This window comes from Nocardiopsis sp. MT53 (assembly GCF_019598965.1).
Lineage (GTDB): Bacteria > Actinomycetota > Actinomycetes > Streptosporangiales > Streptosporangiaceae > Nocardiopsis > Nocardiopsis changdeensis.
The window spans coordinates 4315852-4339292 of sequence record NZ_CP080599.1; the positions used below are offsets into that span (position 1 = coordinate 4315852).

Genomic DNA, 23441 nt, shown 5'->3' on the forward strand with positions numbered 1-23441 from the left:
CCGACGGAGTAGGAGACGACGGCGACATGCCGAAGAACAAGACCCACAGTGGGGCCAAGGACCGCTTCAAGGTCACCGGCTCTGGCAAGATCATGCGCCGCCGTGCCAACAAGAACCACATCCTTGAGCACAAGACCTCCAAGCGCAAGCGCAAGCTGAGCAACGAGGCCGTGCTCGCCCCCGCGGACGCGAAGTTCATCAAGAAGCTTCTCGGCAAGTAGTCCGCGAACCTTCCCCTCCCACCGGAAGCGCCCCCGCGCCCCAGCGGCGCGGTGACGGCCGCCGGGTGGGATCGACCAGAAGCGAATCCGGTCGCCGGACTCCTCGGAGTCGGGCCGGTCGGCGCGCCCCGCGCGCCGGAACACACAAGAGGGAGTCACAGTGGCACGCGTGAAGCGGGCTCTCAACGCCAAGAAGAAGCGCAAGGTCGTCCTCGACCGGGCGAGCGGCTACCGCGGTCAGCGTTCGCGCCTGTACCGCAAGGCCAAGGAGCAGATGCTCCACTCGATGACCTACGCCTACCGCGACCGCAAGGACCGCAAGGGCCAGTTCCGTCGTCTGTGGATCCAGCGGATCAACGCGGCCTCCCGCGCCAACGGCCTCACCTACAACCGCTTCATGCAGGGCCTGAAGCTGGCCGGCATCGAGGTCGACCGCCGTATGCTCGCCGAGCTGGCCGTCAACGACGAGGCCGCGTTCGCGACCCTGGTGGAGACCGCCAAGAAGGCCCTTCCGGCCGAGGCCGCGGCCTGACCGGTTCCACACGGAGTCTGACGGGTAGAGCGATGGCGAGCCACGAGTTCACGAGTGTCCGGTCACCCAGGATCAAGGGGGTTCGGCGGCTCGCCAAACGCACCTTCCGCCAGCGCGAGCGGCGCTTCCTCGCCGAGGGGCCGCAGGCCGTGCGCGAAGCGCTGGCCGCGGCCGGCGGTGCCGGGCGGTCCCCCTATGGCGGGACCGCCCCCGGCGTGGTCGAGGTGTACGCCACGACCGAGGCCATGCAGCGCCATCTGGACCTGATGGACGCCGCCCACACGGCGGGCGTCCCGGTCCACCGGGTCAGCCTCGACGTCATGACGGAGCTGGCCCAGACCGTCACCCCGCAGGGCGTCATCGCCGTCTGCGAGTTCGTCGACGTCCCCCTGGACGGGGTCGGCGACGTGCGCCTGGCGGCGGTCCTGTCCCACGTCCGCGACCCGGGCAACGCGGGTACGGTGCTGCGCACCGCCGACGCCGCCGGGGCCGACGTGGTCATCTTCACCGACGCCTCCGTGGACCCCTACAACGGCAAGTGCGTGCGGGCCTCCGCCGGGAGCCTGTTCCACCTGCCCATCGTGGTGGGCGTCCCGGTGGCGCGGGCGGTCGACTTCCTGCGCGAGCGCGGCGCCCGGGTCTGGGCCGCCGACGGCGGCGGGCCGCGGGACCTGCACGAGGTCGCCGACGGCGGGGACCTGGACGGTCCGGTCGGCTGGGTCTTCGGTAACGAGGCCTGGGGCCTGCCGGAGGAGACCGTCCGCCTGACGGACGGCGCGGTCAGCGTCCCCATCTACGGCGGGGCCGAGAGCCTGAATCTGGCCACGGCCGCGGCCGTGTGCCTCTACACCACCGCGCGCCAGCAGCGGCGCTCCTGAGGGCCGGCGGGGATTTCCGGCGCCGACGCGCCACTCGCATTGGCAAATGCACGTGCACGGGGTGTCGGTGCCGATAGGGTCTGAGCGGGATCACGGTGGCGCCCCCCGATGCGCCACCCGCCCCGACGTGGGCGGAGATCCCTGTTCAAGAGGCGTACCGGACGGACGTGCCGGGTAGATCTGCGGTGGTGGTCGCGGATGCCGGCGCCATCGGTCGGCGGCACGCAGGCGCGGATGCCCTGCGTCCGTGGACCTACAAGGGGAGCGGGGAGAGGCGTGGGCAGCGGCCGGCAGGTGGATCACCCGGTGGAGGACGGAGAGGGTGCACACCCCTCCGACACCCCCCCGGACGACGGCACCGGAGGCGACCCGACCCCCGCACCGCTGTGGGACGTGGACGACACCGTCACCGGCCACGCCCCGCTGCACGCCGACGACCTGCCCGACGGCGTCGTCGTCGCCGACGCCCGCGGCCGCGTCATCCTCTACAACGCCCAGGCCGCCCAGCTCACCGGCATCCCCGCCGCTGACGCCCTGCGGCGCGACTTCCGCGCCGCCCTGCCGCTGGTCGGCGCGGACGGCAACGACTGGTGGGAGGCCAGCGACCCCTACGGGGGGGACCGCGGCCGCACCCGCCAGACCGAGCGCGCCCTGTACCTGCCCGACGACCGCGAGATCCTCGTCGCCGCCCGCTACGTGCGCGCCCGCCCCGGCGGCGACCTCGTCCGCCTGGTCGTCACCCTGCGCGACGCCTCCACACGCGCCGAGCGCAGCCGCGCCGACCTCGTCTCCGAGGTCGCCCACGAGCTGCGCTCCCCGCTGACCAGCGTCAAGGGCTTCACCTCCACGCTGCTCACCAAGTGGGAACGGCTCACCGACAAGCAGAAGCTGTTCATGCTGGAGACCGTCAACGCCGACGCCGACCGCGTCACCCGGCTCATCCACGACCTGCTCGACGTCTCCCGCATCGAGTCCGGCCGCATCGAGGTCCGCCGCCAGGTCGTCGACGTCACCGAGGTGGTGCGCCGGGTCGTCGCCGGCCGCGTCGCCTCCGGCGAGTCGGAGGAGCGCTTCCGGGTCGAGACGCGCGAAGGCCTCCCGCAGATGTGGCTGGACCCCGACAAGCTCGAACAGATCCTCTCCAACCTCGTGGAAAACGGGGTGCGGCACGGCGCTGGTACTGTCAGTATCGTGATCGAGCCGTGTGAGGGAGGAGCAGCGGTGTCGGTGCGCGACGAAGGCCAGGGCATAGCGCCCGAGACCATTCCGCGCGTCTTCCGCCAGTTCTGGCGCAGCAAGCGCCGGAGCGGGACCGGCCTCGGGCTGTTCATCGTCAAGGGCCTCGTCGAGGCCCACGGCGGCACGATCACCGTCGGACGCGCCCCCAGCGGCGGTGCCGAGTTCCGATTTACCATGCCCGCCGGGACGCCCGAGTTCGTCTGAAGCCCTTCAGACCCTCCGACGCCCCCGGTGGGCTCCACGGCGTGCCCGGGACCGGTGAGTGGACCCTTCCCTGCGCGCCCGACATCCCTGAGCCTTCCCTGTCGGCCCCGTCCGCCCCACGGCGGACCGTGACCACCGCACGCCTCCCTCCTGCACGGGGACGCGGCGGTGAGGTGACCAACCATGTCTGCACCGAACAATTCCTTCGACCCGGTCGAGGTGACCCCCCTGCACCCCGACGAGGTCGCCCGCATGCGCGAGGAGGCTCTGGCCGCCATCGCAGCGGCGAAGGACCTCGCCGAACTCAAGGAGGTCCGTCTCGCCCACGCCGGCGACCGGTCCCCGCTGGCCCTGGCCAACCGTGAGATCGGGGCGCTGCCCCCGGCGGCCAAGGCCGACGCGGGCAAGCGCGTCGGCGGCGCCCGCCGCGACGTCGGCCAGGCCCTCAAGGAGCGCCAGACCGCCCTGGAGGCCGAGCGCGACGAGCGCGTCCTGGTCGAGGAGCGGGTCGACGTCACCCTGCCCTGGGACCGGGCCCCGCGCGGCGCCCGCCACCCGCTGACCACCGTCGCCGAGCGCATGGCCGACGTGTTCGTCGGCATGGGCTTCGAGATCGCGGAGGGCCCCGAGGTCGAGGCGGAGTGGTTCAACTTCGACGCCCTCAACTTCCAGCCCGACCACCCGGCCCGCACCATGCAGGACACCTACTTCGTCGAGGGCCCCGGCGGCGGGGACTCCGGCATGGTCATGCGCACCCACACCTCGCCGGTGCAGGTCCGCGCGCTGCTCTCGCGCGAGCTGCCCGTGTACGTGGTCGCGCCGGGCAAGACCTTCCGCACCGACGAGCTCGACGCCACCCACAGCCCGGTCTTCCACCAGCTGGAGGGCCTGGTCGTGGACAAGGGCATCACGATGGCGCACCTGCGCGGCGCCATCGACGCCTTCGTCGGGTCCATGTTCGGGGAGGGCCTGCGCACCCGCTTCCGCGCCTCCTACTTCCCCTTCACCGAGCCGTCGGCCGAGGTGGACATGGAGTGCTTCGTGTGCCGCGGCGCGTCGGTGGGCGACCCCGACAACCCGTGCCGCACCTGCTCCAGCGAGGGCTGGATCGAGCTCGGCGGCTGCGGCGTGGTCAACCCGCGCGTGCTCGTCGCCGCCGGGGTCGACCCCGAGGTCTACAGCGGCTGGGCCTTCGGCCTGGGAATCGAACGGACACTGATGTTCGCGCACGGCGTGCGCGACATGCACGACATGGTCGAGGGCGACATCCGCTTCACCTCGGCGTTCGGGAGTGAGAACTGATGCGCGTCCCCCTTTCCTGGCTGCGGGAGTACGTCGACCTGCCGGCCGACGTCACCGCACGCGACCTGGCCTCGCGGCTCACGCTGGCCGGGCTCGAGGTCGAGACCGTCGACACCCTGGGCGCCGACCTGACCGGCCCCGTCGTCTACGGGCGCGTCCTGGAGATCGAGGAGCTCACCGGGTTCAAGAAGCCCATCCGCTACTGCCGGGTGGACGTCGGGTCGGCCAACGGCACCGGCGAGCCCCAGCAGATCATCTGCGGCGCCCGCAACTTCGCCGAGGGCGACCTCGTCGTCGTCTCGCTGCCCGGTGCCGAGCTGCCCGGCGGCTTCAGGATCGGCGCCCGCAAGACCTACGGCCGGATGTCCGAGGGCATGATCTGCTCGGCCACCGAGCTGGGCCTGTGGGAGGACCACAGCGGCATCGTCGTCCTCCCCGAGGGCTTCGGCGAGGTCGGCGAGGACGCCATCGGCCCGCTCGGCCTGCGCGAGGACGTCATCGACATCGCCGTGACGCCCGACCGCGGCTACGCGCTGTCGATCCGCGGCGTGGCCCGCGACACCGCCTCCCTGTACGGCGTCGCGTTCCACGACCCCGCCGACGTCGCCGTGCCCGCCCCCGCGGGCGAGGGCCACCCGGCCGCCATCGCCGACGACTCCCTGTGCGACAGCCTCGTCCTGCGCGGCGCCACCGGCTTCGACCCCGACGCGCCCAGCCCGCTGTGGATGAAGCGGCGCCTGCACCAGTGCGGGGTGCGCCCCGTCTCCCTGGCCGTCGACATCACCAACTACGTGATGCTCGAGCTCGGCCAGCCGCTGCACGCCTGGGACCGCGACCGCCTCACCGGCACCGTCACCGTGCGCGCCGCCGAGGCGGGGGAGAAGCTGGAGACCCTGGACCACGTCCAGCGCTCCCTGGACACCGACGACATCGTCATCGCCGACGGGTCCGGCGCCCAGGCGATCGCCGGGGTCATGGGCGGTGTGGACACCGAGATCGGCCTGTCCTCCACCTCGGTCCTGATCGAGGCCGCCCACTTCGACGAGATGCACATCGCCCGGGCCTCGCGCCGCCACCAGCTCTCCTCGGAGGCCTCCCGCCGCTTCGAGCGCGGCGTGGACTCCGGCCTCCAGCTCGCCGCCGCCACCCGCGCCGTCGGGCTGCTGGCCGAGCTGGGCGGGGCGACCGTCGAGGACGCCTACACCCATCTGGACCGGGTCGCCCCGCGCGCGCCCATCACGGTGCGGGCCGGACACGCCTCCTCGGTCTCCGGGGTCGACTACCCGGCCGGCACCACCGAGAAGTGGCTGACGGCCATCGGCTGCGAGGTGGCCGCGGACGGGGACGTCCTGACCGTCACCCCGCCGTCCTGGCGGCCCGACCTCACCGACCCCAACGACCTGGCCGAGGAGGTCATCCGGTTCGAGGGCTACGAGAACATCCCCTCGATCCGGCCGCGCGGCTCGGGCCGCGGCCTCACCGAGGGCCAGCGGCTGCGCCGCGCCGTCGGCCGGGCCCTGGCCGACGCCGGGTACAACGAGGTGCTGTCCTACCCGTTCACCGGTGAGCGCGACCTCGACGGGCTCCAGCTGCCCGCCGACGACGCCCGCAGGGTCGCCCTTCGCCTGGCCAACCCGCTCAACGACGAGGAGCCGCTGCTGCGGACCACGCTGCTGCCGGGCCTGTTCAAGGCGCTGGCCCGCAACGTGGGGCGCGGTTTCACCGACGTGGCCCTCTTCGAGACGGGCCTGGTGTACCGGCCCGAGCGGGGCGCGACCCGCGCCCCGCTCCTGCCGGTGGACCGCGGACCGAGCGCGGAGGAGCTGGCGCTGATCGACGCCGCCCTGCCCGCCCAGCCGCGCCGGATCGGCGTCGTCATCACCGGCGACGCCGAGCGCGCCGGCTGGTGGGGCGGGGGCCGAGCGGCCACCTGGGCCGACGCGATCCAGGCCGCCCGCGAGGTCGCCCGGGTCGCCGGGGTGGAGCTGGAGGCGGAGGCCGACGCCCACGCCCCCTGGCACCCGGGCCGCTGCGCCGCACTGTACGTGCGGGTCGGGGGCGAGCGCGTGCTCGTCGGCCACGCCGGGGAGCTGCACCCGCGCACCGTCAAGGCGTTCGGGCTGCCCGAGCGCACCGCGGCGATGGAGCTGGAGCTGGACCACCTCGAGCGGGCCCGCACCCCGGTCGTCGCCCCGGAGGTCTCCACCTACCCGGTGGCGGTCCAGGACGTGGCCCTGGTCGTGGACGAGTCCGTCCCGGTCGGCGAGATCGGCGCCGCGCTGGCGGCGGGCGCCGGGGAGCTGCTGGAGAGCGTGCGCCTGTTCGACGTCTACACCGGCGAGCAGGTGGGCGAGGGCCGCAAGTCGGTGGCCTTCACCCTGCGCTTCCGCGCCGCCGACCGCACGCTGACGGCGGAGGAGGCGGGCGCCGCCCGCGACGCCGCCGTGGCCGCGGCGGCCGAGCGCACCGGCGCCGCGCTGCGCGCCTGACACGCCGCGCCGGCGCACCGCGCCACCGCGAGGGGCCGCCCCGTCCACCGACGGGGCGGCCCCTCCCGCGTTCCCCGGGCCCGTGCCCTCAGGGGCCCGTGTTTCCCGGAGATGGCCGCCGGAAGGCGGAACGCTCTCCGGGGGAGGGGACGCGAAGAACTTTTTTCGGCCCTGTTCTCCCAGCGTGTCATGGGTTTTCCGGACCATGTGCCGGGGTAGCCGGAATGACCCCGGTGTTTCGGGGCATGAAAGTTCGTTTCGTCTCTTGCTGTGAGGCGTCCCCCACATTTAGCCTGCAAGCACCCGCCCCTCCCAGGGCGCCCGGGGGCGGGGACCGCAGTATTCCCGGCAGCGCGTCGTCGTTCGCGCACGTCCACGGTTCGGAGGTCGCCCTATGACCGAAACGGCTCTCCCGTTCGTTCCCGCCGCCCCGCAGGTGCGGGAGCCCGGCCGCCTCTGGCACACCTTCTGCGATATGAACACGGTCCGCAAGGGCCCCGAGTTCACGGTGGCGCGCGCCGAGGGCGTGTGGCTCTGGGACGAGGCCGGCGACCGGTACCTCGACGGCACGGCCAGCCTCTGGTACTGCAACGTCGGCCACGGCCGCCCCGAGATCGCCGAGGCCGTCCACCGTCAGATGCTGACCCTGGACGCCTACACCGTCTACGGGGACTTCTCCAACGCCCCCGCGGCGCGGCTCAGCGAGCGGCTGGCCGCGCACGCCCCGGTCGACGACCCGCGGGTGATCCTCACCTGCGGGGGAGGGGAGTCCATCGACACCGCGGCCAAGCTGGCCCGCCGCTTCCACGCCGTCACCGGGGCCCCGGAGCGGGTCCACCTGATCAGCCGCACCGGCGGCTACCACGGCCTGCACGGGTTCGGCACCAGCGTGATCGGCATGGAGCGGTTCCGCACCGGTTACGGGCCGCTGGTCGAGGACGTGTCGGTGGTCCCGCACGACTCCGCGGCCGCCCTGGAGGCGGAGATCCTGCGGGTGGGCCCCGGGCGGGTGGCCGCCTTCTTCGCCGAGCCCGTCATCGGGGCGGGCGGGGTGTACGCGCCGCCGCCGGACTACTTCACCGAGGTGGCCCGCATCTGCGAGCGGTACGGCGTGCTGTTCATCGTCGACAGCGTGATCTGCGCGTTCGCCCGGCTGGGCGACTGGTTCGGGATCGAGCGCTTCGGGGTGCGGCCCGACATGATCGTCTTCGCCAAGGGCGTCTCCAGCGGCTACCTGCCGCTGGGCGGCGTGGTGGTGAGCGGCCGGGTGGCCGATCCGTTCTGGTACCGGGAGGGCCACCCCTTCCTGCACGGCACCACCTACGCCGGGCACCCGACGGCCTGTGCCGCGGCCATGGCCAACCTGGACATCCTGGAGCGGGAGGACCTGTTCACGGTGTCCCTGGAGGTGGAGCGGCAGCTGGACGGGGCCCTGCGCTCCCTGGCCGACCACCCGCTGGTCGCGCAGGTCCGCTCGGGCACCGGGGTGATGGCCGCGGTGGAGCTCACCGAGGAGGCGCTGGCCGGGCGGGGGATCACCACGGCGGAGGTGTTCGCCGAGGCGCGTGCGCGCGGGGTGATCCTGCGGCCGGTCCCGACGGCGCTGCTCATCTCGCCGCCGCTGACCATCACCTGGGAGCAGATCGACCACCTGGTCTCCACCCTGGCCGGCGCCCTGGACGCGGTGGCCGCCCGCCACTGAGGCCGGGCCTTGAGGGCCGCCTCCCGCGGAACACCGCGGTGGGCGGCCCTCGGTCGGCCGGGGCGCGGTCCCGGCCGCCGGGGAGTCGGCCGGGTGAAATATTTTCCTTGGAAAAGACTTTCCCGTGCGCCCATCATCCGGTATTGTTTCTCGGGAAGATACTTCTTGAGGGGGCGGACCATGACCGCACGGCCGACCGAGGACACCGCGACGCTCACCGACGACGACCTCATCACCGCCTGGGGCCTGCTGCACGAGGCCATGAACGGCGTCCACCCCAGGCTGCTGCGCGGTATCACCCCCGACGGCAAGGACATGGCCGGGCCCTGGTTCGAGGTCCTCATACGCCTGCAGCGCACCCCCGGGCACCGGCTCCCGATGAGCCGCCTGGCCCGCGAGGTCAGCCTCAGCACCGGCGGCTTCACCAAGCTCGCCGACCGGCTCGAACGCGAGGGGTACCTCAAGCGCGAGAACTGCTCGTCCGACCGGCGCGTGGTCTACGCGACCCTCACCCCCCAGGGAGTGGAGTTCATCGGCCAGGTGCGGGTCAAGCACGTCGAGCGTCTGCGCGAGCACGTCCTGGGGCCGTTGGGCGAGGAGGGCGTGCGCACCCTGTCCGCGGTCGCGCGCACGCTCCGTGACAGCACGGTCTGACCCCGGATCACCCGTCGGAAACGCTCGGTAGTCGATTCCCCGGTCGGAATGTCGTCGTGTCCGTACGAAAGTACGGAAAACGTCCCACCGGCCTTCGTTCCCGTGTAGGTTGGCGGATGTTCGAGGACTCCGGGGGAGGGGTCCCAACGGTAAGGCCCCGGGGGGAATCATGGGACTGTTCACCACTGCCGCGCAGCTGAGGCCGATCCCCCGGTCCCCCCGCTTCGCCAACGGTTCCGTCTCCTTCTGGTTCCGTGACATCGGCCTTCCCGAGCGCAGGGACCCCCTGCCGGGCACCGCCGACTACGACGTCTGCGTCGTCGGCGCGGGGTACACGGGGCTGTGGACCGCCTACTACCTCAAGAAGGCGCAGCCCGACCTGCGCATCGCGGTGGTCGAGCGCGAGTTCGCCGGCTTCGGCGCCTCCGGCCGTAACGGAGGGTGGCTGTCGGCGGAGTTCGCGGGCTCCCGCGAGCGCTACGCGCAGTCACACGGAAAGAGCGCGTTCATCGCCCTGCAACGCGCGATGATGAGCACCGTCGACGAGGTCATCTCCGCCGCGGCCGCCGAGGGCATCGACGCCGACATCGTCAAGGGCGGCATGCGCCTGGTCGCCACCAACGCCGCCCAGCGGGACCGGCTGGCCGAGGACATCGAGTACCTCCAGGAGTGGGGGTACTGGCCCGACGACATCCACATGCTCCCCGAGGGGCACGCCCCCTCCCTGGCCGTCGCCGACGCGGTCGCCTGCGCCTACTCCCCGCACGCCGCGCGCGTGCAGCCCGCCAAGCTGGTCACCGGCCTGGCCAGGGCGGTCGAGGCGCTGGGGGTGACCATCTTCGAGGGCACCGCCGTGGAGGAGATCCGCCCCCGCCGGGGCGTGGCCCGCCCGGCCGTGGTCACCGACCACGGCACCGTCTACGCCGACCACGTCGTGCGCGCCACCGAGGGCTTCACCTCCACCCTGCGCGGCCAGCGCCGCGAATGGCTGCCGATGAACTCCTCGATGATCGTCACCGAGCCCGTTCCGGCCCAGGTGTGGGACAAGATCGGCTGGGAGGGCCGCGACGTCCTGGGCGACACCGCGCACGCCTACGTCTACGCCCAGCGCACCGCCGACGACCGCATCGCCATCGGCGGCCGGGGCGTGCCCTACCGCTTCGGGTCGGCCCAGGACAAGGACGGCGCCACCCAGCCCCAGGCCATCGCCGAGCTGTGGCGCGCGCTCACCCGCATGTTCCCGGACGTGGCGGAGGTGCCCGTCGAGCACGCCTGGTCCGGCGTCCTGGGCGTGCCCCGCGACTGGTGCCCCAGCGTGCACATGGACACCGAGACCGGCATCGGCTGGGCCGGGGGCTACGTCGGCAGCGGCGTGGCCACCAGCAACCTGGCCGGGCGCACCCTGCGCGACCTCATCCTGGGTCGGGACACCGAGCTCACCCGGCTGCCCTGGGTGGGCCACCAGGTGCGCGGCTGGGAGCCCGAGCCGCTGCGCTGGGTCGGCACGCAGGTCATCTACGGGCTCTACCGCACCGCCGACCGCCGCGAGTCCAAGACCTCCGAGGAGAAGGCCCACACCTCCCGCCTCGCTGGCATCGCCGGGCGCATCGCCGGCCGCTGACCGGACACCGCCGTACCGGGGCCGGTGTGAGCGTGCTCGCACCGGCCTTCCTCCGATCCGGCTTGCATAAATTTGCAGCAGTGTGCATGATAGTTCAGTCATTGAGAGTGAGGGGAGCACCATGGGTTACAACGCGGCGGTCGCCGGGGCCAGTGGATACGCCGGAGGCGAGGTGCTCCGCCTGCTGATCGGCCACCCCGACATCGAGATCGGCGCCGTCACCGCCGCCAAGAACGCCGGGACGCCGCTCATCCGGCACCAGCCGCACCTGCTCCCGCTGGCCGACCGCGTCCTGGCCCCCACCGACGTCGACTCCCTGCGCGGCCACGACCTCGTGTTCCTGGCCCTGCCGCACGGCCAGTCCGCCGACATCGCCCGGCAGCTCGGCGAGGACGTCCTCGTCATCGACTGCGGCGCCGACTTCCGGCTCGTGGACTCCTCCTCCTGGGAACGCTTCTACGGCACCCCCCACGCCGGGACCTGGCCCTACGGCCTGCCCGAGCTGCCCGGACAGCGCGAGCGCCTCACCGGCGCCAAGCGCGTCGCCGTCCCCGGCTGCCACGTCACCGTCGCCACCCTCGCGCTCTTCCCCGGCCTGGCCGAGCAGCTCGTCGAACCCGACCTCACCGTCGTCGCCGTCACCGGCACCTCCGGCGCGGGCAAGGCCCCCAAGCCGAACCTCATCGGCAGCGAGGTCATGGGCGCCCTCACCCCCTACGGCGTCGGCGGCGCCCACCGCCACAACCCCGAGATCGTCCAGAACCTCACCGCGGTCACCGGCGAACCCGTCAAGCTGTCCTTCACCCCCGTCCTGGCCCCCCTGCCGCGCGGCATCCTCGCCACCTGCACCGCCCCCCTCAAGCCCGGCACCACCGCGGAGCAGGTCCGCGCCGCCTACGAGACCGCCTACGCCGACGAGCCCTTCGTCCACCTCCTGCCCGAGGGGACCTGGCCCAGCACCGCCATGACGCTCGCCGCCAACACCACCCTCGTCCAGGTCACCGTGGACCCCGACGCCGGACGCATGGTCGCCGTCGCCGCCCTGGACAACCTCACCAAGGGCACCGCGGGCGGCGCGATCCAGAGCGCCAACCTCGCCCTGGGCCTGCCCGAGACCACCGGCCTCCCGCTCGCCGCCGTGGCCCCCTGACCACCGGAAAGCTGGAAAGGCACAACGTGAGCGTCACCGCACCCCTGGGCTTCCGGGCCGCGGGAGTCAGCGCGGGCATCGCCGTCCCCGGCGTACGCGACGTCGCCGTCCTCGTCAACGACGGCCCCTCCCGGGCGGCCGGGGCGGTCTTCGGCTCCGGCGCCGACCGCTCGGCCCCCGCCCTGTGGTCCCGCCAGGTCCTGGCCGGCGGCCGGGTCCGCGCCGCCGTCCTCAACTCCGGCTGCGCCAACGTCGACACCGTCCCCCTCGGCTTCCAGGACGTCCACGCCCTGGCCGAGCACACCGCGGCCGCCGTCGACGACTCCGCGGCCGAGATCGCCCTGTGCGCCGCCGGACCCGTCGGCACCCGCCCGCCCCTGGACCGGCTCACCGGCGGCGTCACCGCCGCCGTCGCCGAACTCTCCCGCTCCGGCGGGCTGACCGCCGCCGACGCCGTCCGCACCACCGACACCGTCGTCAAGATCGTCTTCCGGCGCGGGGACGGCTACACCGTCGGCGCCATGGCCAAGGGACCGGACCCCTCCCTGTCCAGCGGCCTGTACATCGTCACCACCGACGCCGACCTGACCGCCGACCGGTGCCGCGCCCTCATCGCCGACGCCGCCGCCAAGACCCTCCCCCCGTTCACCGGACCGGCCGACACCGCCCTGCTCATGGCCAGCGGGGCCGCCGGCACCACCCCCGACGAGGAGGCCTTCGCGGCCCTGCTCGCCGACGTGTGCGCCGACCTGGCCGCCCAGATCGACGCCGACCCCGCCACCACGGAGCACGAGGACCGGACATGATCTCCCGAGCCACCGACAGCGCCGCCACCGGCGACGACCGAGCCCAGGCCATCGACAAGGCCGCCAACCTCATCGAGGCGCTGCCCTGGCTGTCCCGCTTCCACGGCCGCACCGTCGTGGTCAAGTACGGCGGCAACGCCATGATCAACGAGGAACTGCGCGTCCGCTTCGCCGAATCGGTCGTCTTCCTCTACTACGCCGGACTGCGCCCCGTCGTCGTCCACGGCGGCGGCCCCCAGATCAGCGCCATGCTCGAACGCTCCGGGGTGGAGTCCACCTTCACCGCCGGGCTGCGCGTCACCACCGACGAGGCCATGGACATCGTCCGCATGGTCCTCACCGGCCAGGTCAACCGCGAGATCGTCGGCCTGATCAACCGGCACGGCCCCTTCGCCGTCGGCATGTCCGGCGAGGACGCCAACCTGCTGGTCGCCGAACGCAAGAGCGTCACGGTGGACGGCCGGGAGGTCGACCTCGGCCGCGTCGGCGAGGTCACCGAGGTCAACGCGGGCGCCGTCGCCGCCCTGCTGGCCGACGGCCGCATCCCCGTCGTCTCCAGCGTCGCCCGCGCCGACGACGGCGGCGTCTACAACGTCAACGCCGACACCGCCGCCTCCGAGATCGCCGTCGCCCTGGGCGCCAGCAAGCTCATCATGCTCACCGACGTCGAAGGCCTCTACGCCGACTACCCGGCCAACACCGAGCTGGTCAGCCGCCTCAACGTCGACGAGCTCCGCGCCCTGCTCCCCACGCTCTCCTCCGGCATGCTCCCCAAGATGGAGGCCTGCCTCACCGCCGTCGAGGGCGGTGTGCCCCAGGCCCACATCATCGACGGCCGCGTCCCGCACTCCCTCCTCCTGGAGGTCTTCACCGACCAGGGCGTCGGCACGATGGTCGCCGACGAGGAACTGGAGGCGGCCCTGCTCGCCGGAGACCGCCCGCGCCCCTGGCGCCCCCACGACACCCGCACCGACCACACCGACGGAGGCAGGCCATGACCGGCTCCGAACTGCGCGAACGCTTCTCGGCCTCGCTCATGCCCAACTACGGCGTCCCGCCGATCGCCCTCACCCTGGGACGCGGCTGCGAGGTCTACGACGCCGACGGGCGCCAGTACCTCGACCTCATCGCGGGCATCGCCGTCTCCTCCCTGGGGCACGGCCACCCCGCCCTGGTCAAGGCCGTGGCCCACCAGGCGGCCACCATCGCCCACACCAGCAACCTCTTCATCAACGAGCGCGAGATCGAGCTGGCGGAGCGGCTCGTCTCCCTGCTCGGCGGCGACGCCAAGGTGTACTTCTCCAACTCCGGCACCGAGGCCAACGAGGCCGCCCTCAAGCTGGTCAAGCGCGCCGCCGGCCCGGGCCGCCACTACTTCGTCGCCGCGGGGAAGGGCTTCCACGGCCGCACCTCCGGCTCCCTCGCCCTGACCGGCAAGGACTCCATCCGCGAGCCCTTCGGGCCGTTCGGCATGGACGTGCGCTTCGTCCCCCACGGCGACCTCGACGCCCTGCGCGAGGCCGTCGACACCGGCTGCACCGCCGTGTTCGTCGAACCCACCCAGGGCGAGGCCGGCGTCGTCCCCGCCCCCGAGGGCTACCTCGCCGGGGTCCGCGAGATCTGCGACGCCACCGGCACGGCCTTCGTTCTGGACGAGATCCAGAGCGGCATCGGCCGCACCGGAGCCTGGTTCGCGCACCAGGAGGCCGGGGTGCGCCCCGACGTCCTCACCCTCGCCAAGGGACTGGGCGGCGGCCTGCCCATCGGCGCCTGCGTCGGCTTCGGCCGCTACGCCGACGCCTTCCACAAGGGCGACCACGGCTCCACCTTCGGCGGCAACCCCATCGCCTGCGCCGCGGCCCTGGCCGTCCTGGACACCATCGAGAAGGAGGGCCTGCTCGCCCACACCGCCGTCATGGGGGACCTGCTCGCCGAGCAGCTCGACGCCATCGACCACCCCCTGCTCGCCGGGCAGCGCGGCTCGGGCCTGTGGCGGGCCCTGACCCTGACCGGGCCGCACGCCGCCCACGTCCAGGAACAGGCAGCGGTCCGCGGCTTCCTGGTCAACGCGGTCGCCCCCGACGCCATCCGGCTCGCCCCGCCGCTGGTCATCACACCCGAGCAGATCGGGGTCTTCATCGAGGCCCTGCCCACCATCCTCGACGCCGCCGAGGCCGCCACCAAGGAGAAGCAGTCATGACCCGGCACTTCCTTCGCGACGACGACCTGAGCCCGGCCGAGCAGGCCCGGGTGCTGGACCTCGCCGACGCCATGAAGAAGGACCGCTTCGCCCACCGGCCCCTGGCCGGCCCGCGCACCGTGGCCCTCCTCTTCGACAAGCCCTCCACCCGCACCCGCCTGTCCTTCAGCGTCGGCGTCGCCGACCTCGGCGGCGCCCCGCTGGTCCTGGACTCGGGCAGCACCCAGATGGGCCGCGGCGAACCCCTCGCCGACACCGCCCGCGTCCTGCAGCGCCAGGTGGCCGCCGTCGTCTGGCGGACCTTCGCCCAGGCCGACCTGGAGACCCTGGCCGCCGACATCACCGTCCCGGTGGTCAACGCCCTCACCGACGAGTTCCACCCCTGCCAGATCCTGGCCGACCTCCAGACGGTCCGCGAGCACAAGGGCGCCCTGGCCGGGCTCACCCTGGCCTACCTGGGCGACGGCGCCAACAACATGGCGCACTCCTACCTGCTGGGCGGCGCCACCGCGGGGCTCCACGTCCGCGTCGCCGCCCCCGACGGCTACCACCCCGACCCGCGGGTCCTGGCCCGCGCGGCCGAGATCGCCCGCACCACCGGTGGGTCGGTCTCCGTCACCACCGACCCCCGCGAGGCCGCCGCCGGGGCCGACGTCCTGGCCACCGACACCTGGGTCTCCATGGGCCAGGAGGCCGAGGCCGCCGACCGCGAGGCGCCCTTCCGCCCCTACATCGTCGACGAGGACCTCCTGTCCGCCGCCGACCCCGGGGCGATCGTCCTGCACTGCCTGCCCGCCTACCGCGGCAAGGAGATCTCCGCGGGCGTCATCGACGGGCCGCAGAGCGTCGTCTGGGACGAGGCCGAGAACCGGCGCCACGCCCAGAAGGCCCTGCTGGCCTTCCTGCTGGAGCACACCGACGCCGAAGGGGACGTGCGACGATGACCGTCGACGGGGGCGCCACCGCACCGATGACCAAGGCGGCGCGGCACGCCCGCATCACCGAGGTCCTCACCCGCGAGGACATCCGCTCCCAGGGCGAGCTGGCCAAACGGCTCGCCGAGACGGGCGTCCTGGTCACCCAGGCCACCCTCTCCCGCGACCTGGACGAACTCGGCGCGGTCAAGCTCCGCACCGCCGCCGGGCACCTCGCCTACGTCCTGCCGGGGGAGGGGGGCGAACGCCTCCAGCGCACCCGCCCCGACACCCTGGACCTGTCCCAGGCTTCCGGCGCCCGGCTCACCCGGCTGGCCGAGGACCTGCTGGTGTCGGCGGAGGCGTCCGCCAACATGGTCATCGTCCGCACCCCGCCGGGCGCCGCGCAGTTCCTGGCCTCGGCCATCGACCACACCGACTTCCACGCCATCCTGGGGACGATCGCCGGAGACGACACCATCCTGGTCATCTCCCGCGACCCCCAGGGCGGCGAGGAGCTGGCCGCCGCGCTGCTGCGGCTGGCCGACCGCAGGCCGTAGCGGCGCCCGCGCGCCGCCGGCGGCCCGCGGACCGCACCCGAACCACGTTGAGGAGAACCACACCATGGCCGACCAGCCCGAGGCGCTGCGCCTGTGGGGAGGCCGCTTCGAGGGCGGACCGGACCAGGCCCTGGCCCGGCTGTCGCTGAGCACCCACTTCGACTGGCGGCTCGCCCGCCACGACATCGCCGGATCGCGCGCCCACGCCCGGGCGCTGCACCGCGCCGGACTGCTCACCGGGGACGAGCTCGACCGCATGATCGCCGGCCTCGACCGGCTGGAGGCCGACGTCGCCTCGGGCGCCTTCACTCCCGTCCTGGAGGACGAGGACGTGCACACCGCCCTGGAGCGCGGCTTCATCGAGCGGGTCGGCGCCGAGCTGGGCGGACGCCTGCGCGCCGGGCGCTCCCGCAACGACCAGATCGCCACCCTCGTCCGCATGTACCTGCGGGAGGAGGCCCGGGCGATCGCCGCCGGGCTGCTGGAGCTGGTCAACGCCCTGGCCGACCAGGCCGCCGCCCACCCCGGCGCGGCCATGCCCGGCCGCACCCACCTGCAGCACGCCCAGCCGGTGCTGCTGGCCCACCACCTCATGGCGCACGCCTGGCCGCTGGTGCGCGACATCGAGCGCCTGCGCGACTGGGACCGCCGCGCCGCCGTGTCCGCCTACGGCTCCGGCGCGCTGGCCGGGTCCTCCCTGGGCCTGGACCCCGAGGCCGTCGCCGCCGAGCTGGGCTTCCCCGCCTCGGTGGAGAACTCCATCGACGGCACCGCCTCCCGCGACGTCGTCGCCGAGTTCGCGTTCGTCACCGCCATGATCGGCGTGGACCTGTCCCGGCTGTCGGAGGAGGTCATCCTCTGGGCGACCAAGGAGTTCTCCTTCGTCACCCTCGACGACGCCTTCTCCACCGGGTCGTCGATCATGCCCCAGAAGAAGAACCCGGACGTGGCCGAGCTGGCCCGCGGCAAGGCGGGCCGCCTCATCGGCGACCTCGCCGGGCTGCTCGCGACCCTCAAGGGCCTGCCCCTCGCCTACAACCGCGACCTCCAGGAGGACAAGGAGCCGGTGTTCGACGCCGTCGACACCCTCCACCTGCTGCTGCCCGCGATGACCGGCATGGTCGCGACCCTGACCTTCCACACCGACCGGATGGCCGAGCTGGCCCCGCAGGGCTTCTCGCTGGCCACCGACATCGCCGAGTGGCTGGTCCGCGAGCGGGTGCCGTTCCGCGACGCCCACGAGATCGCCGGGACCTGCGTGCGGGTGTGCGAGGAGCGCGGCATCGACCTGCCCGACCTGTCCGACGACGACTTCGCCGCGATCTCCCCGCACCTGACCCCCGCGGTGCGCGAGGTGCTGGCGGTGGAGGGCTCCCTGGCCTCGCGCGCCGGCCGGGGCGGCACCGCGCCCGTCCGCGTCGCGGAACAGCTCGAACGGCTCCGCGCCGCCGTCGAGGAGAACCGCAAGGCCTTCTCCTAGACCGCGTTCTTTGGACTGTTCCTGCGGGGCCTCCAGAACCCCGCCGGCGCCTCGCGAACCCCCCATGGCACAGGAGGGCGTTCAAGGACAGGTCCTAGTCCATTCCAGCGGTCCACACGGCAGGGCGTCCCGAGACCTCGGGGCGCCCTGCCGCGCTTCCCCCTCCCGGCACGGGGCGGGTGCCGGGGCGGCCCACGGGCGCCGAACGCGCGGCGGGCACCCGGACCCGGGCGTATTTCGCCGTTTCCCCGGCGGCCCGTCCGACGGTGCGATAGCGTCCGAAGTCCGCGGGTGCCGCTGAGTGCCCTCTCCGGTGCACACGGTGATGATCCGCGTCGGAACCACGCCGACCGGTGCCCGCGGTCAGTCCGCTGGAGGAGCGCAATGGGAAGACCGGGAGGCCGAGGCCGCGGCATCCGGGCGCAGCTCAACAGGATCGTGCTGATCCCGAGCATCACCTTCCTGGCCCTGTTCGTCCTGCTCAGCATGGCGACGCTGGCCCAGGCCGTCTCGCTGCGCTCGGCGGTGGCCGAGGGCCGGGCGGGCATCCACCTGGTCACCGCGCTCACCCGGCTACAGGAGGAGCGCCGCCTGGCCGCCGAGTACCTGGCCGACCCCGGGTCCGGGAGCCGCCGGGCGCTGGCCGACCGCGCCCGCCTCACCGACGAGGCCGTCGATACCGTCCGCGGCCTCGACGGCTCCCTGGGAGACCGGGACGACCCCGGCACCCCCGCCCTCACCGAGGACCTCCTGGCCTCCTTCGACGCCGTCGCCGCGGCCCGCACCGCCGCCCTGGCCGACCCCCCGGCCGCCGGCGCCGACACCCTGGAGGCCTACACCTCGGCGATCCACCGGGGCATCCGCCTGTACTCCGGCACCATCCGCTCCCTGGACGACGGCGGCGCCTCCGCCGAGGCCGCCGCCACCACCGACCTGCTCTGGGCCCAGGAGTCCTTCAGCCACGCCGACGCCCTGGTCGCCGCCGTGGCCGTCCGCGGCGACCTCACCCGGGACGAGCAGACGCGGATCACCGCCCTGCTCCACGACGCCCGCCTGCGCCTGGACACCGTCCACCCCGGGGACGACGCCGGGGCGCCCACCCCCGCGGCCGTCACGCGGAGCGGCCCCTGGCAGCGGCTCCTGGAGATCGGCGCGGCCATCGGCTCCCACGAGGCGCCCGCCTCCCTCGACCCGGTCACCGCCGAGATCGTCCGCGACACCTCGCCGCCCGCCGGGCTGGCCGACTGGCGGGCCGAGGCCGACCGGGTCAACGCCGAACTGGCCGACCTCACCGCCCGCCGGGCCGGCGACGTGGTCACCGCCACCGAGGCCGCCAGCGCCTGGATGCTCAGCCTCGCCCTGGGCGGCGGCATCACCTCCCTGTTCGCGGGCACCGTCGCCTACGGTGTGGCCGCCCGCTCCGCCGGACGCCTCACCCGCCGGCTGGCCCGGCTGCGCGCCGAGACCCTGGGCGTCGCCCGCGTCGACCTGCCCCGCATCGTGCGCCGCCTGGAGGCCGGGGAGAGCGTCGACCCCGACGCCGAGATCAAGCAGCTCGACCACGGCGACGACGAGGTCGGCCAGGTCGCCGACGCCTTCAACATCGCCCAGCGCACCGCCGTCGCCGCCACCGTCAAACAGGCCGAGCTGAGGTCGGGGGTCAACCGGGTCTTCCTGGGCATCGCCCACCGCAACCAGTCGCTCGTGCAGCGCCAGCTCCAGCTGCTGGACCGGATCGAGCGCGAGGAGGACGACCCCGACCTGCTGGAGAGCATCTTCCGGCTCGACCACCTGGCCACCCGCGGCCGCCGCCACGCCGAGAACCTCATCATCCTCGGCGGCGCCCGGCCCGGGCGGCGCTGGCGCCGGCCGATCCCGCTGATCGACATCCTGCGGGGCGCCGTGTCGGAGACCGAGGAGTACGCCCGGGTCCACGTCACCGCCGTGCCCGAGCTCTCCCTGGCCGGCGCCGCCGTCGCCGACGTCATCCACCTCCTCGCCGAACTGGTGGAGAACGCCACCGCCTACTCGCCCCCGCACACCGACGTCACCATCTCCGCCGAGACCGTGCCCAAGGGCGTGGCCGTCGAGATCGAGGACCGCGGCCTGGGCATGACCGAGGACGCCCTGACCCGCGCCAACACCACCCTCAGCGAGGCGCCCGAGTTCGACGTCATGGCGCCGGGCACCGACGCCCGCCTGGGCCTGTTCGTGGTCGCCCGGCTGGCCGTCAAGCACGACGTCCAGGTGGAGCTGCGGCCCTCGCCCTACGGCGGCACCCGCGCCGTCGTGCTCCTGCCCGGAGCGCTGTTCACCGCCGCCGGGGCGGCGCCCGACCACTCCCGGCCCGCCGCGCGCCGCGTCCAGCACGCCCCGGCCCAGGAGGGGGCGGACGCCGGGACCGCGGTCGGCGTCCTGGTCGCCGACGACGGGGCCGCACCGCCCCGGCCCCGGCTGCGCCCGGTGCCCCCGCCCGACGGGCACGGGGACGGCGCCGGGCACCGCGCCCCGGTCCTGCGCAGCGTCCCCGACCTGCCGGCCCCGGACGGGCCGCACGACGGCACACCCGCGGACGGCGGCCCCTCCCGCACCGCCGACCGCGCGGCGGCCGGCGGAGACCGCCCCGACCTGCCCCGGCGCAGGCGGCAGGCCAGCCTCGCCCCCCAGCTCAGACATTCGCCCGCACCGGAACCGGGGGAGGAGCAGGCCCCGCCGCCGAGCGCCCGCAGCCCGGAGGAGGCCCGCCGGATGATGGACGCCTTCAGCGCGGGCACCCGCCGGGGCCGCGCCGCGGACGTCGACGGGGACGGGCGGCAGTACGACAGCCATGTCGGTGGCAGCACCGACGACCACACGGGAGAGAACGACTGAGATGGTGGGCAAGAGCAACGCCGTGGACAACCTCGACTGGCTCCTGGACGACCTGGCCGACCGGGTCGTGGGGGCCGCGCACGCGATCGTGCTGTCGGCCGACGGACTCCTCCTGGGCCGGTCCCGGGACCTGCCTCCCGAGGACGCCGAACACCTGTCGGCCCTGGCCTCCGCCTTCCAGAGCCTGGCCCGCGGCACCGGCCGCCACTTCGGCGGCGGCGACGTCCGCCAGACCGTGGTGGAGATGGAGCGTTCCTACCTCTTCGTGACCGCCGCCGGGGCCGGGGCCTGCCTGGCGGTGCTGGCCACCGAGGACGCCGACGTGGGCCTGGTCGCCTACGAGATGAACCTGCGGGTCAAGCGGGTGGGCCAGTTCCTCACCGCCGCGCCCCGCCGGCCCGGCGAGCTCACCGCCACCGGGGGTGCCGGCTCATGACCGCGCAGGAGGAACGCCGGAGCCCGGCCTCCCGCCGCACCTCCCCGCCCTGGCACCCCGGGCGCGGGCACCCCACGTCCGAGGGCCCCGCCGAGGGGCTGTCCCCCGGCGGCGCCGTGGAGGGGGCCCTGGTCCGCCCCTACACGCTGACCCGCGGCCGGGTCCGGCCCACCGCCGCGGGCCCCCGGCTCGACCTCATCACCATCGTGGTGGCCGCCCGCGACCGGCGCGAGCGGCCGCTGGAACCCGAGCGCCGGGCCATCCTCGAGCTGTGCCGCAGGCCCATCTCGGTGGCCGAGGTCTCCGCCCGGCTCGACATCCCCCTCACCGTGGTCAGGGTGCTGCTGGGCGACCTGCTCGCCGACGGCGACATCCGCACCCGGGCGGCGACGCCCATCTCCCAGCTCCCCGAGAAGAAAGTGCTGCAGGCGGTACTCGATGGCATCCGCAGACTCTGAGACCAGGCCGGGGGAGGCCGAGGCGATCCCCCAGGCGGTCAAGATCATCATCGCCGGCGGCTTCGGCGCCGGGAAGACCACCATGGTGGCCTCGGTCAGCGAGATCACCCCGTTGAGCACGGAGGAGGTGATGACCGAGGCCAGCTACGGGATCGACGACCTCGGGGGAGTGGAGGACAAGACCACCACCACCGTCGCCCTGGACTTCGGCCGCATCACCGTCAACCCCGACGTCGTCCTCTACCTGTTCGGCACGCCCGGGCAGGACCGCTTCTGGTTCATGTGGGACGAGCTCGCCGAGGGCGCCCTGGGCGCGGTGGTCCTGGCCGACACCCGCCGCCTGGAGACCTGTTTCCACGCGGTGGACTTCTTCGAGCGCCGCGGCGTGCCCTTCGTGGTGGCGGTCAACCGCTTCGAGGGCGCCGAGGACTACGATCCCGAGGAGGTGCGCAGGGCCCTGGACGTGGACGCCTCGGTGCCCGTCGTCCTCGCCGACGCCCGCGACCGCGCCTCCTGCCGGGACGTGCTGGTCGCCCTGGTCACCCATGTCATCCACGGCCGCAGGCCGGCCCTGAGCGGGTGAGCCCGCCGGGGTGGTACCCCGCCCCGCCGGCGGGGGAACGGTCCGGTGTACGTTCGGGAGACACACCCGTGGATATGCCCTGGAACGCTACAATGGCGCGTCAGTGACAACGCTCCGACCGGGCGATCCGTCCGCCTCTCATCCTGAATCCTGGTATGCGAAACTCAGATCGACTCCCCCCACGCGAACTGCCCAAGCGGCGGTCCGGCCGCCATCGGAACCCGCTGTCCTTCGACGACTGGTTCGGGACCCCGACCCTGATCATGGCGGTCCCCGGCACCGCGGAGCGGGCCCGGGGCGTCGACGGTGAGTCCATCGGCGCCCGCATGGCCGACCTGGTGCGCGCCTACCGGCCCGAGGTGACGATCCGCCACGGGCACCTGGAAGGCGACGAGGAGACCCTCGCCGAGGCGCTGTCCGGCCTCCAGGGCGACGGCGAGCGGCCGCTGACCGGCGTGGTCGTCCCCCTGGTCACCGCCCCGCACGCCGGGGTCTCGGCCGCCATCGACGCCGCCGTGCGCGCCTCCGGCGCCGACGTGCGCGTCAGCGAGGGCCTGGGCCCGCACCCGATGCTCGCCGAGGTCCTGCACCTGCGGCTGGCCGAGAGCGGCTATGTGCGGGCCGACCGCATGCGCCTGATCAGCGTCGTGGCCCGCGACACCGGTATGGCCGACGGAGTGGTGGTCGGCGCGGTCGGCGGCGAGGCCGCCGTGGCCGCGGCCGGGGTGACCGCCGTCCTGCTGGCCGCCCGCCTGGGGCTGACCGTGCTGCCCGCCGACCTGGAGAACGAGGCGGCCCTGGAGCAGGCCATCGGGCAGCTGCGCCAGGGCGGCTGCCGTCGCCCGGTCATCGCCCCCAGCGCCCTGGGCCCGGAGCTGCGTGCGGACCTGTCGGCCACCGCGGAGCGGTTCGGCGCGCGCCTGGGCGCCCCGCTGGGCGCCGACGGCCTGCTCGGCAAGATCGCCGCGCTGCGCTACGCCGAGATCCTCAACTCGCTGGGCGTGGAGCAGCCGCCGACCGCCGACCAGCTGCCCGCCCCGGTCGGCTCGCGCCACCGCCCGGAGGCCTGAGCACGGCGACACGCCGTGGGATGAGGCGTGTTCACGGGGCCGTCCGCTTCGGCGGGCGGCCCCGCCGCCGT

The 23441-nt window shown here is 73.9% G+C and carries 21 protein-coding genes; all 21 read left to right on the plus strand.

What is annotated here, in order from left to right; translation table 11 throughout:
• Positions 1-26 precede the first annotated feature (26 nt).
• Positions 27-221 (plus strand): 50S ribosomal protein L35, encoded by a 195-nt coding sequence (gene rpmI, locus K1J57_RS19260; protein WP_073384074.1) that lies wholly within the window; start codon positions 27-29, stop codon positions 219-221.
• A 160-nt stretch (positions 222-381) separates the two neighbouring features.
• The gene (rplT, locus tag K1J57_RS19265) at positions 382-753 is read left to right on the plus strand and encodes a 50S ribosomal protein L20 (RefSeq protein ID WP_220559957.1); all 372 of its coding nucleotides are present in this window, start codon (positions 382-384) and stop codon (positions 751-753) included.
• Positions 754-785: 32 nt separating this feature from the next.
• Positions 786-1631, plus strand: coding sequence for an RNA methyltransferase (locus K1J57_RS19270; RefSeq protein WP_220559958.1), 846 nt, complete (start codon positions 786-788; stop codon positions 1629-1631).
• Between the two features lie 276 nt (positions 1632-1907).
• Positions 1908-3074 carry a cell wall metabolism sensor histidine kinase WalK gene (locus K1J57_RS19275; RefSeq protein WP_220559959.1) on the plus strand — a complete coding sequence of 389 codons (1167 nt, stop codon included), beginning with the start codon at positions 1908-1910 and terminating at the stop codon, positions 3072-3074.
• Between the two features lie 183 nt (positions 3075-3257).
• Positions 3258-4376 carry a phenylalanine--tRNA ligase subunit alpha gene (gene pheS, locus K1J57_RS19280; RefSeq protein ID WP_220559960.1) on the plus strand — a complete coding sequence of 373 codons (1119 nt, stop codon included), beginning with the start codon at positions 3258-3260 and terminating at the stop codon, positions 4374-4376.
• The gene (pheT, locus tag K1J57_RS19285; RefSeq protein WP_220559961.1) at positions 4376-6865 is read left to right on the plus strand and encodes a phenylalanine--tRNA ligase subunit beta; all 2490 of its coding nucleotides are present in this window, start codon (positions 4376-4378) and stop codon (positions 6863-6865) included. Before pheS ends, pheT begins: the two co-directional genes overlap by 1 nt.
• Positions 6866-7340: 475 nt before the next feature.
• Positions 7341-8567 carry an aspartate aminotransferase family protein gene (locus K1J57_RS19290; protein WP_220565650.1) on the plus strand — a complete coding sequence of 409 codons (1227 nt, stop codon included), beginning with the start codon at positions 7341-7343 and terminating at the stop codon, positions 8565-8567.
• Positions 8568-8747: 180 nt separating this feature from the next.
• On the plus strand, positions 8748-9221 hold the full coding sequence (locus tag K1J57_RS19295; protein WP_220559962.1) for a MarR family winged helix-turn-helix transcriptional regulator: 474 nt from the start codon (positions 8748-8750) through the stop codon (positions 9219-9221).
• A 169-nt stretch (positions 9222-9390) separates the two neighbouring features.
• A complete protein-coding gene (locus K1J57_RS19300) occupies positions 9391-10842 on the plus strand; it encodes an FAD-binding oxidoreductase (protein ID WP_220559963.1) in 1452 nt (483 codons plus the stop codon).
• A gap of 121 nt (positions 10843-10963) precedes the next feature.
• The gene (gene argC / locus K1J57_RS19305) at positions 10964-11992 is read left to right on the plus strand and encodes an N-acetyl-gamma-glutamyl-phosphate reductase (protein ID WP_220559964.1); all 1029 of its coding nucleotides are present in this window, start codon (positions 10964-10966) and stop codon (positions 11990-11992) included.
• Between the two features lie 26 nt (positions 11993-12018).
• Entirely contained in the window at positions 12019-12798 is a 780-nt protein-coding gene (locus K1J57_RS19310) for a bifunctional ornithine acetyltransferase/N-acetylglutamate synthase (protein ID WP_220559965.1), read from the plus strand.
• Positions 12795-13796: an acetylglutamate kinase gene (gene argB, locus K1J57_RS19315; RefSeq protein WP_220559966.1), complete on the plus strand. Its 1002-nt coding sequence runs from the start codon at positions 12795-12797 to the stop codon at positions 13794-13796. The genes K1J57_RS19310 and argB overlap by 4 nt, the downstream gene beginning before the upstream one ends.
• Positions 13793-14998 (plus strand): acetylornithine transaminase, encoded by a 1206-nt coding sequence (locus K1J57_RS19320; RefSeq protein ID WP_220559967.1) that lies wholly within the window; start codon positions 13793-13795, stop codon positions 14996-14998. The genes argB and K1J57_RS19320 overlap by 4 nt, the downstream gene beginning before the upstream one ends.
• The gene (gene argF, locus K1J57_RS19325) at positions 14995-15942 is read left to right on the plus strand and encodes an ornithine carbamoyltransferase (RefSeq protein ID WP_220559968.1); all 948 of its coding nucleotides are present in this window, start codon (positions 14995-14997) and stop codon (positions 15940-15942) included. The genes K1J57_RS19320 and argF overlap by 4 nt, the downstream gene beginning before the upstream one ends.
• Entirely contained in the window at positions 15939-16472 is a 534-nt protein-coding gene (locus K1J57_RS19330; RefSeq protein ID WP_220559969.1) for an arginine repressor, read from the plus strand. Before argF ends, K1J57_RS19330 begins: the two co-directional genes overlap by 4 nt.
• 64 nt (positions 16473-16536) lie before the next feature.
• Positions 16537-17952 (plus strand): argininosuccinate lyase, encoded by a 1416-nt coding sequence (gene argH / locus K1J57_RS19335; protein WP_220559971.1) that lies wholly within the window; start codon positions 16537-16539, stop codon positions 17950-17952.
• Between the two features lie 384 nt (positions 17953-18336).
• Positions 18337-20823: a nitrate- and nitrite sensing domain-containing protein gene (locus K1J57_RS19340; protein WP_220559972.1), complete on the plus strand. Its 2487-nt coding sequence runs from the start codon at positions 18337-18339 to the stop codon at positions 20821-20823.
• A gap of 1 nt (position 20824) precedes the next feature.
• The gene (locus tag K1J57_RS19345; RefSeq protein WP_220559973.1) at positions 20825-21259 is read left to right on the plus strand and encodes a roadblock/LC7 domain-containing protein; all 435 of its coding nucleotides are present in this window, start codon (positions 20825-20827) and stop codon (positions 21257-21259) included.
• Positions 21256-21717 (plus strand): DUF742 domain-containing protein, encoded by a 462-nt coding sequence (locus K1J57_RS19350; protein WP_220559974.1) that lies wholly within the window; start codon positions 21256-21258, stop codon positions 21715-21717. The genes K1J57_RS19345 and K1J57_RS19350 overlap by 4 nt, the downstream gene beginning before the upstream one ends.
• Positions 21698-22300, plus strand: coding sequence for an ATP/GTP-binding protein (locus K1J57_RS19355; protein WP_220559975.1), 603 nt, complete (start codon positions 21698-21700; stop codon positions 22298-22300). The genes K1J57_RS19350 and K1J57_RS19355 overlap by 20 nt, the downstream gene beginning before the upstream one ends.
• A gap of 155 nt (positions 22301-22455) precedes the next feature.
• On the plus strand, positions 22456-23370 hold the full coding sequence (locus tag K1J57_RS19360; RefSeq protein ID WP_220559976.1) for a sirohydrochlorin chelatase: 915 nt from the start codon (positions 22456-22458) through the stop codon (positions 23368-23370).
• Positions 23371-23441 lie beyond the last annotated feature (71 nt).

What these genes read in the sequence shown, in the direction of transcription:
- K1J57_RS19295 (WP_220559962.1), top strand. Translation starts at nt 8,748, where the DNA reads ATGACCGCACGGCCGACCGAGGACACCGCGACGCTCACCGACGACGAC.
- pheS (WP_220559960.1), top strand. Translation starts at nt 3,258, where the DNA reads ATGTCTGCACCGAACAATTCCTTCGACCCGGTCGAGGTGACCCCCCTG.
- K1J57_RS19320 (WP_220559967.1), top strand. Translation starts at nt 13,793, where the DNA reads ATGACCGGCTCCGAACTGCGCGAACGCTTCTCGGCCTCGCTCATGCCC.
- K1J57_RS19360 (WP_220559976.1), top strand. Translation starts at nt 22,456, where the DNA reads ATGCGAAACTCAGATCGACTCCCCCCACGCGAACTGCCCAAGCGGCGG.
- K1J57_RS19300 (WP_220559963.1), top strand. Translation starts at nt 9,391, where the DNA reads ATGGGACTGTTCACCACTGCCGCGCAGCTGAGGCCGATCCCCCGGTCC.
- argC (WP_220559964.1), top strand. Translation starts at nt 10,964, where the DNA reads ATGGGTTACAACGCGGCGGTCGCCGGGGCCAGTGGATACGCCGGAGGC.
- K1J57_RS19330 (WP_220559969.1), top strand. Translation starts at nt 15,939, where the DNA reads ATGACCGTCGACGGGGGCGCCACCGCACCGATGACCAAGGCGGCGCGG.
- K1J57_RS19345 (WP_220559973.1), top strand. Translation starts at nt 20,825, where the DNA reads ATGGTGGGCAAGAGCAACGCCGTGGACAACCTCGACTGGCTCCTGGAC.
- argB (WP_220559966.1), top strand. Translation starts at nt 12,795, where the DNA reads ATGATCTCCCGAGCCACCGACAGCGCCGCCACCGGCGACGACCGAGCC.
- rpmI (WP_073384074.1), top strand. Translation starts at nt 27, where the DNA reads ATGCCGAAGAACAAGACCCACAGTGGGGCCAAGGACCGCTTCAAGGTC.
- K1J57_RS19340 (WP_220559972.1), top strand. Translation starts at nt 18,337, where the DNA reads ATGGGAAGACCGGGAGGCCGAGGCCGCGGCATCCGGGCGCAGCTCAAC.
- argH (WP_220559971.1), top strand. Translation starts at nt 16,537, where the DNA reads ATGGCCGACCAGCCCGAGGCGCTGCGCCTGTGGGGAGGCCGCTTCGAG.
- K1J57_RS19350 (WP_220559974.1), top strand. Translation starts at nt 21,256, where the DNA reads ATGACCGCGCAGGAGGAACGCCGGAGCCCGGCCTCCCGCCGCACCTCC.
- pheT (WP_220559961.1), top strand. Translation starts at nt 4,376, where the DNA reads ATGCGCGTCCCCCTTTCCTGGCTGCGGGAGTACGTCGACCTGCCGGCC.
- argF (WP_220559968.1), top strand. Translation starts at nt 14,995, where the DNA reads ATGACCCGGCACTTCCTTCGCGACGACGACCTGAGCCCGGCCGAGCAG.
- K1J57_RS19355 (WP_220559975.1), top strand. Translation starts at nt 21,698, where the DNA reads ATGGCATCCGCAGACTCTGAGACCAGGCCGGGGGAGGCCGAGGCGATC.
- K1J57_RS19290 (WP_220565650.1), top strand. Translation starts at nt 7,341, where the DNA reads ATGAACACGGTCCGCAAGGGCCCCGAGTTCACGGTGGCGCGCGCCGAG.
- K1J57_RS19270 (WP_220559958.1), top strand. Translation starts at nt 786, where the DNA reads ATGGCGAGCCACGAGTTCACGAGTGTCCGGTCACCCAGGATCAAGGGG.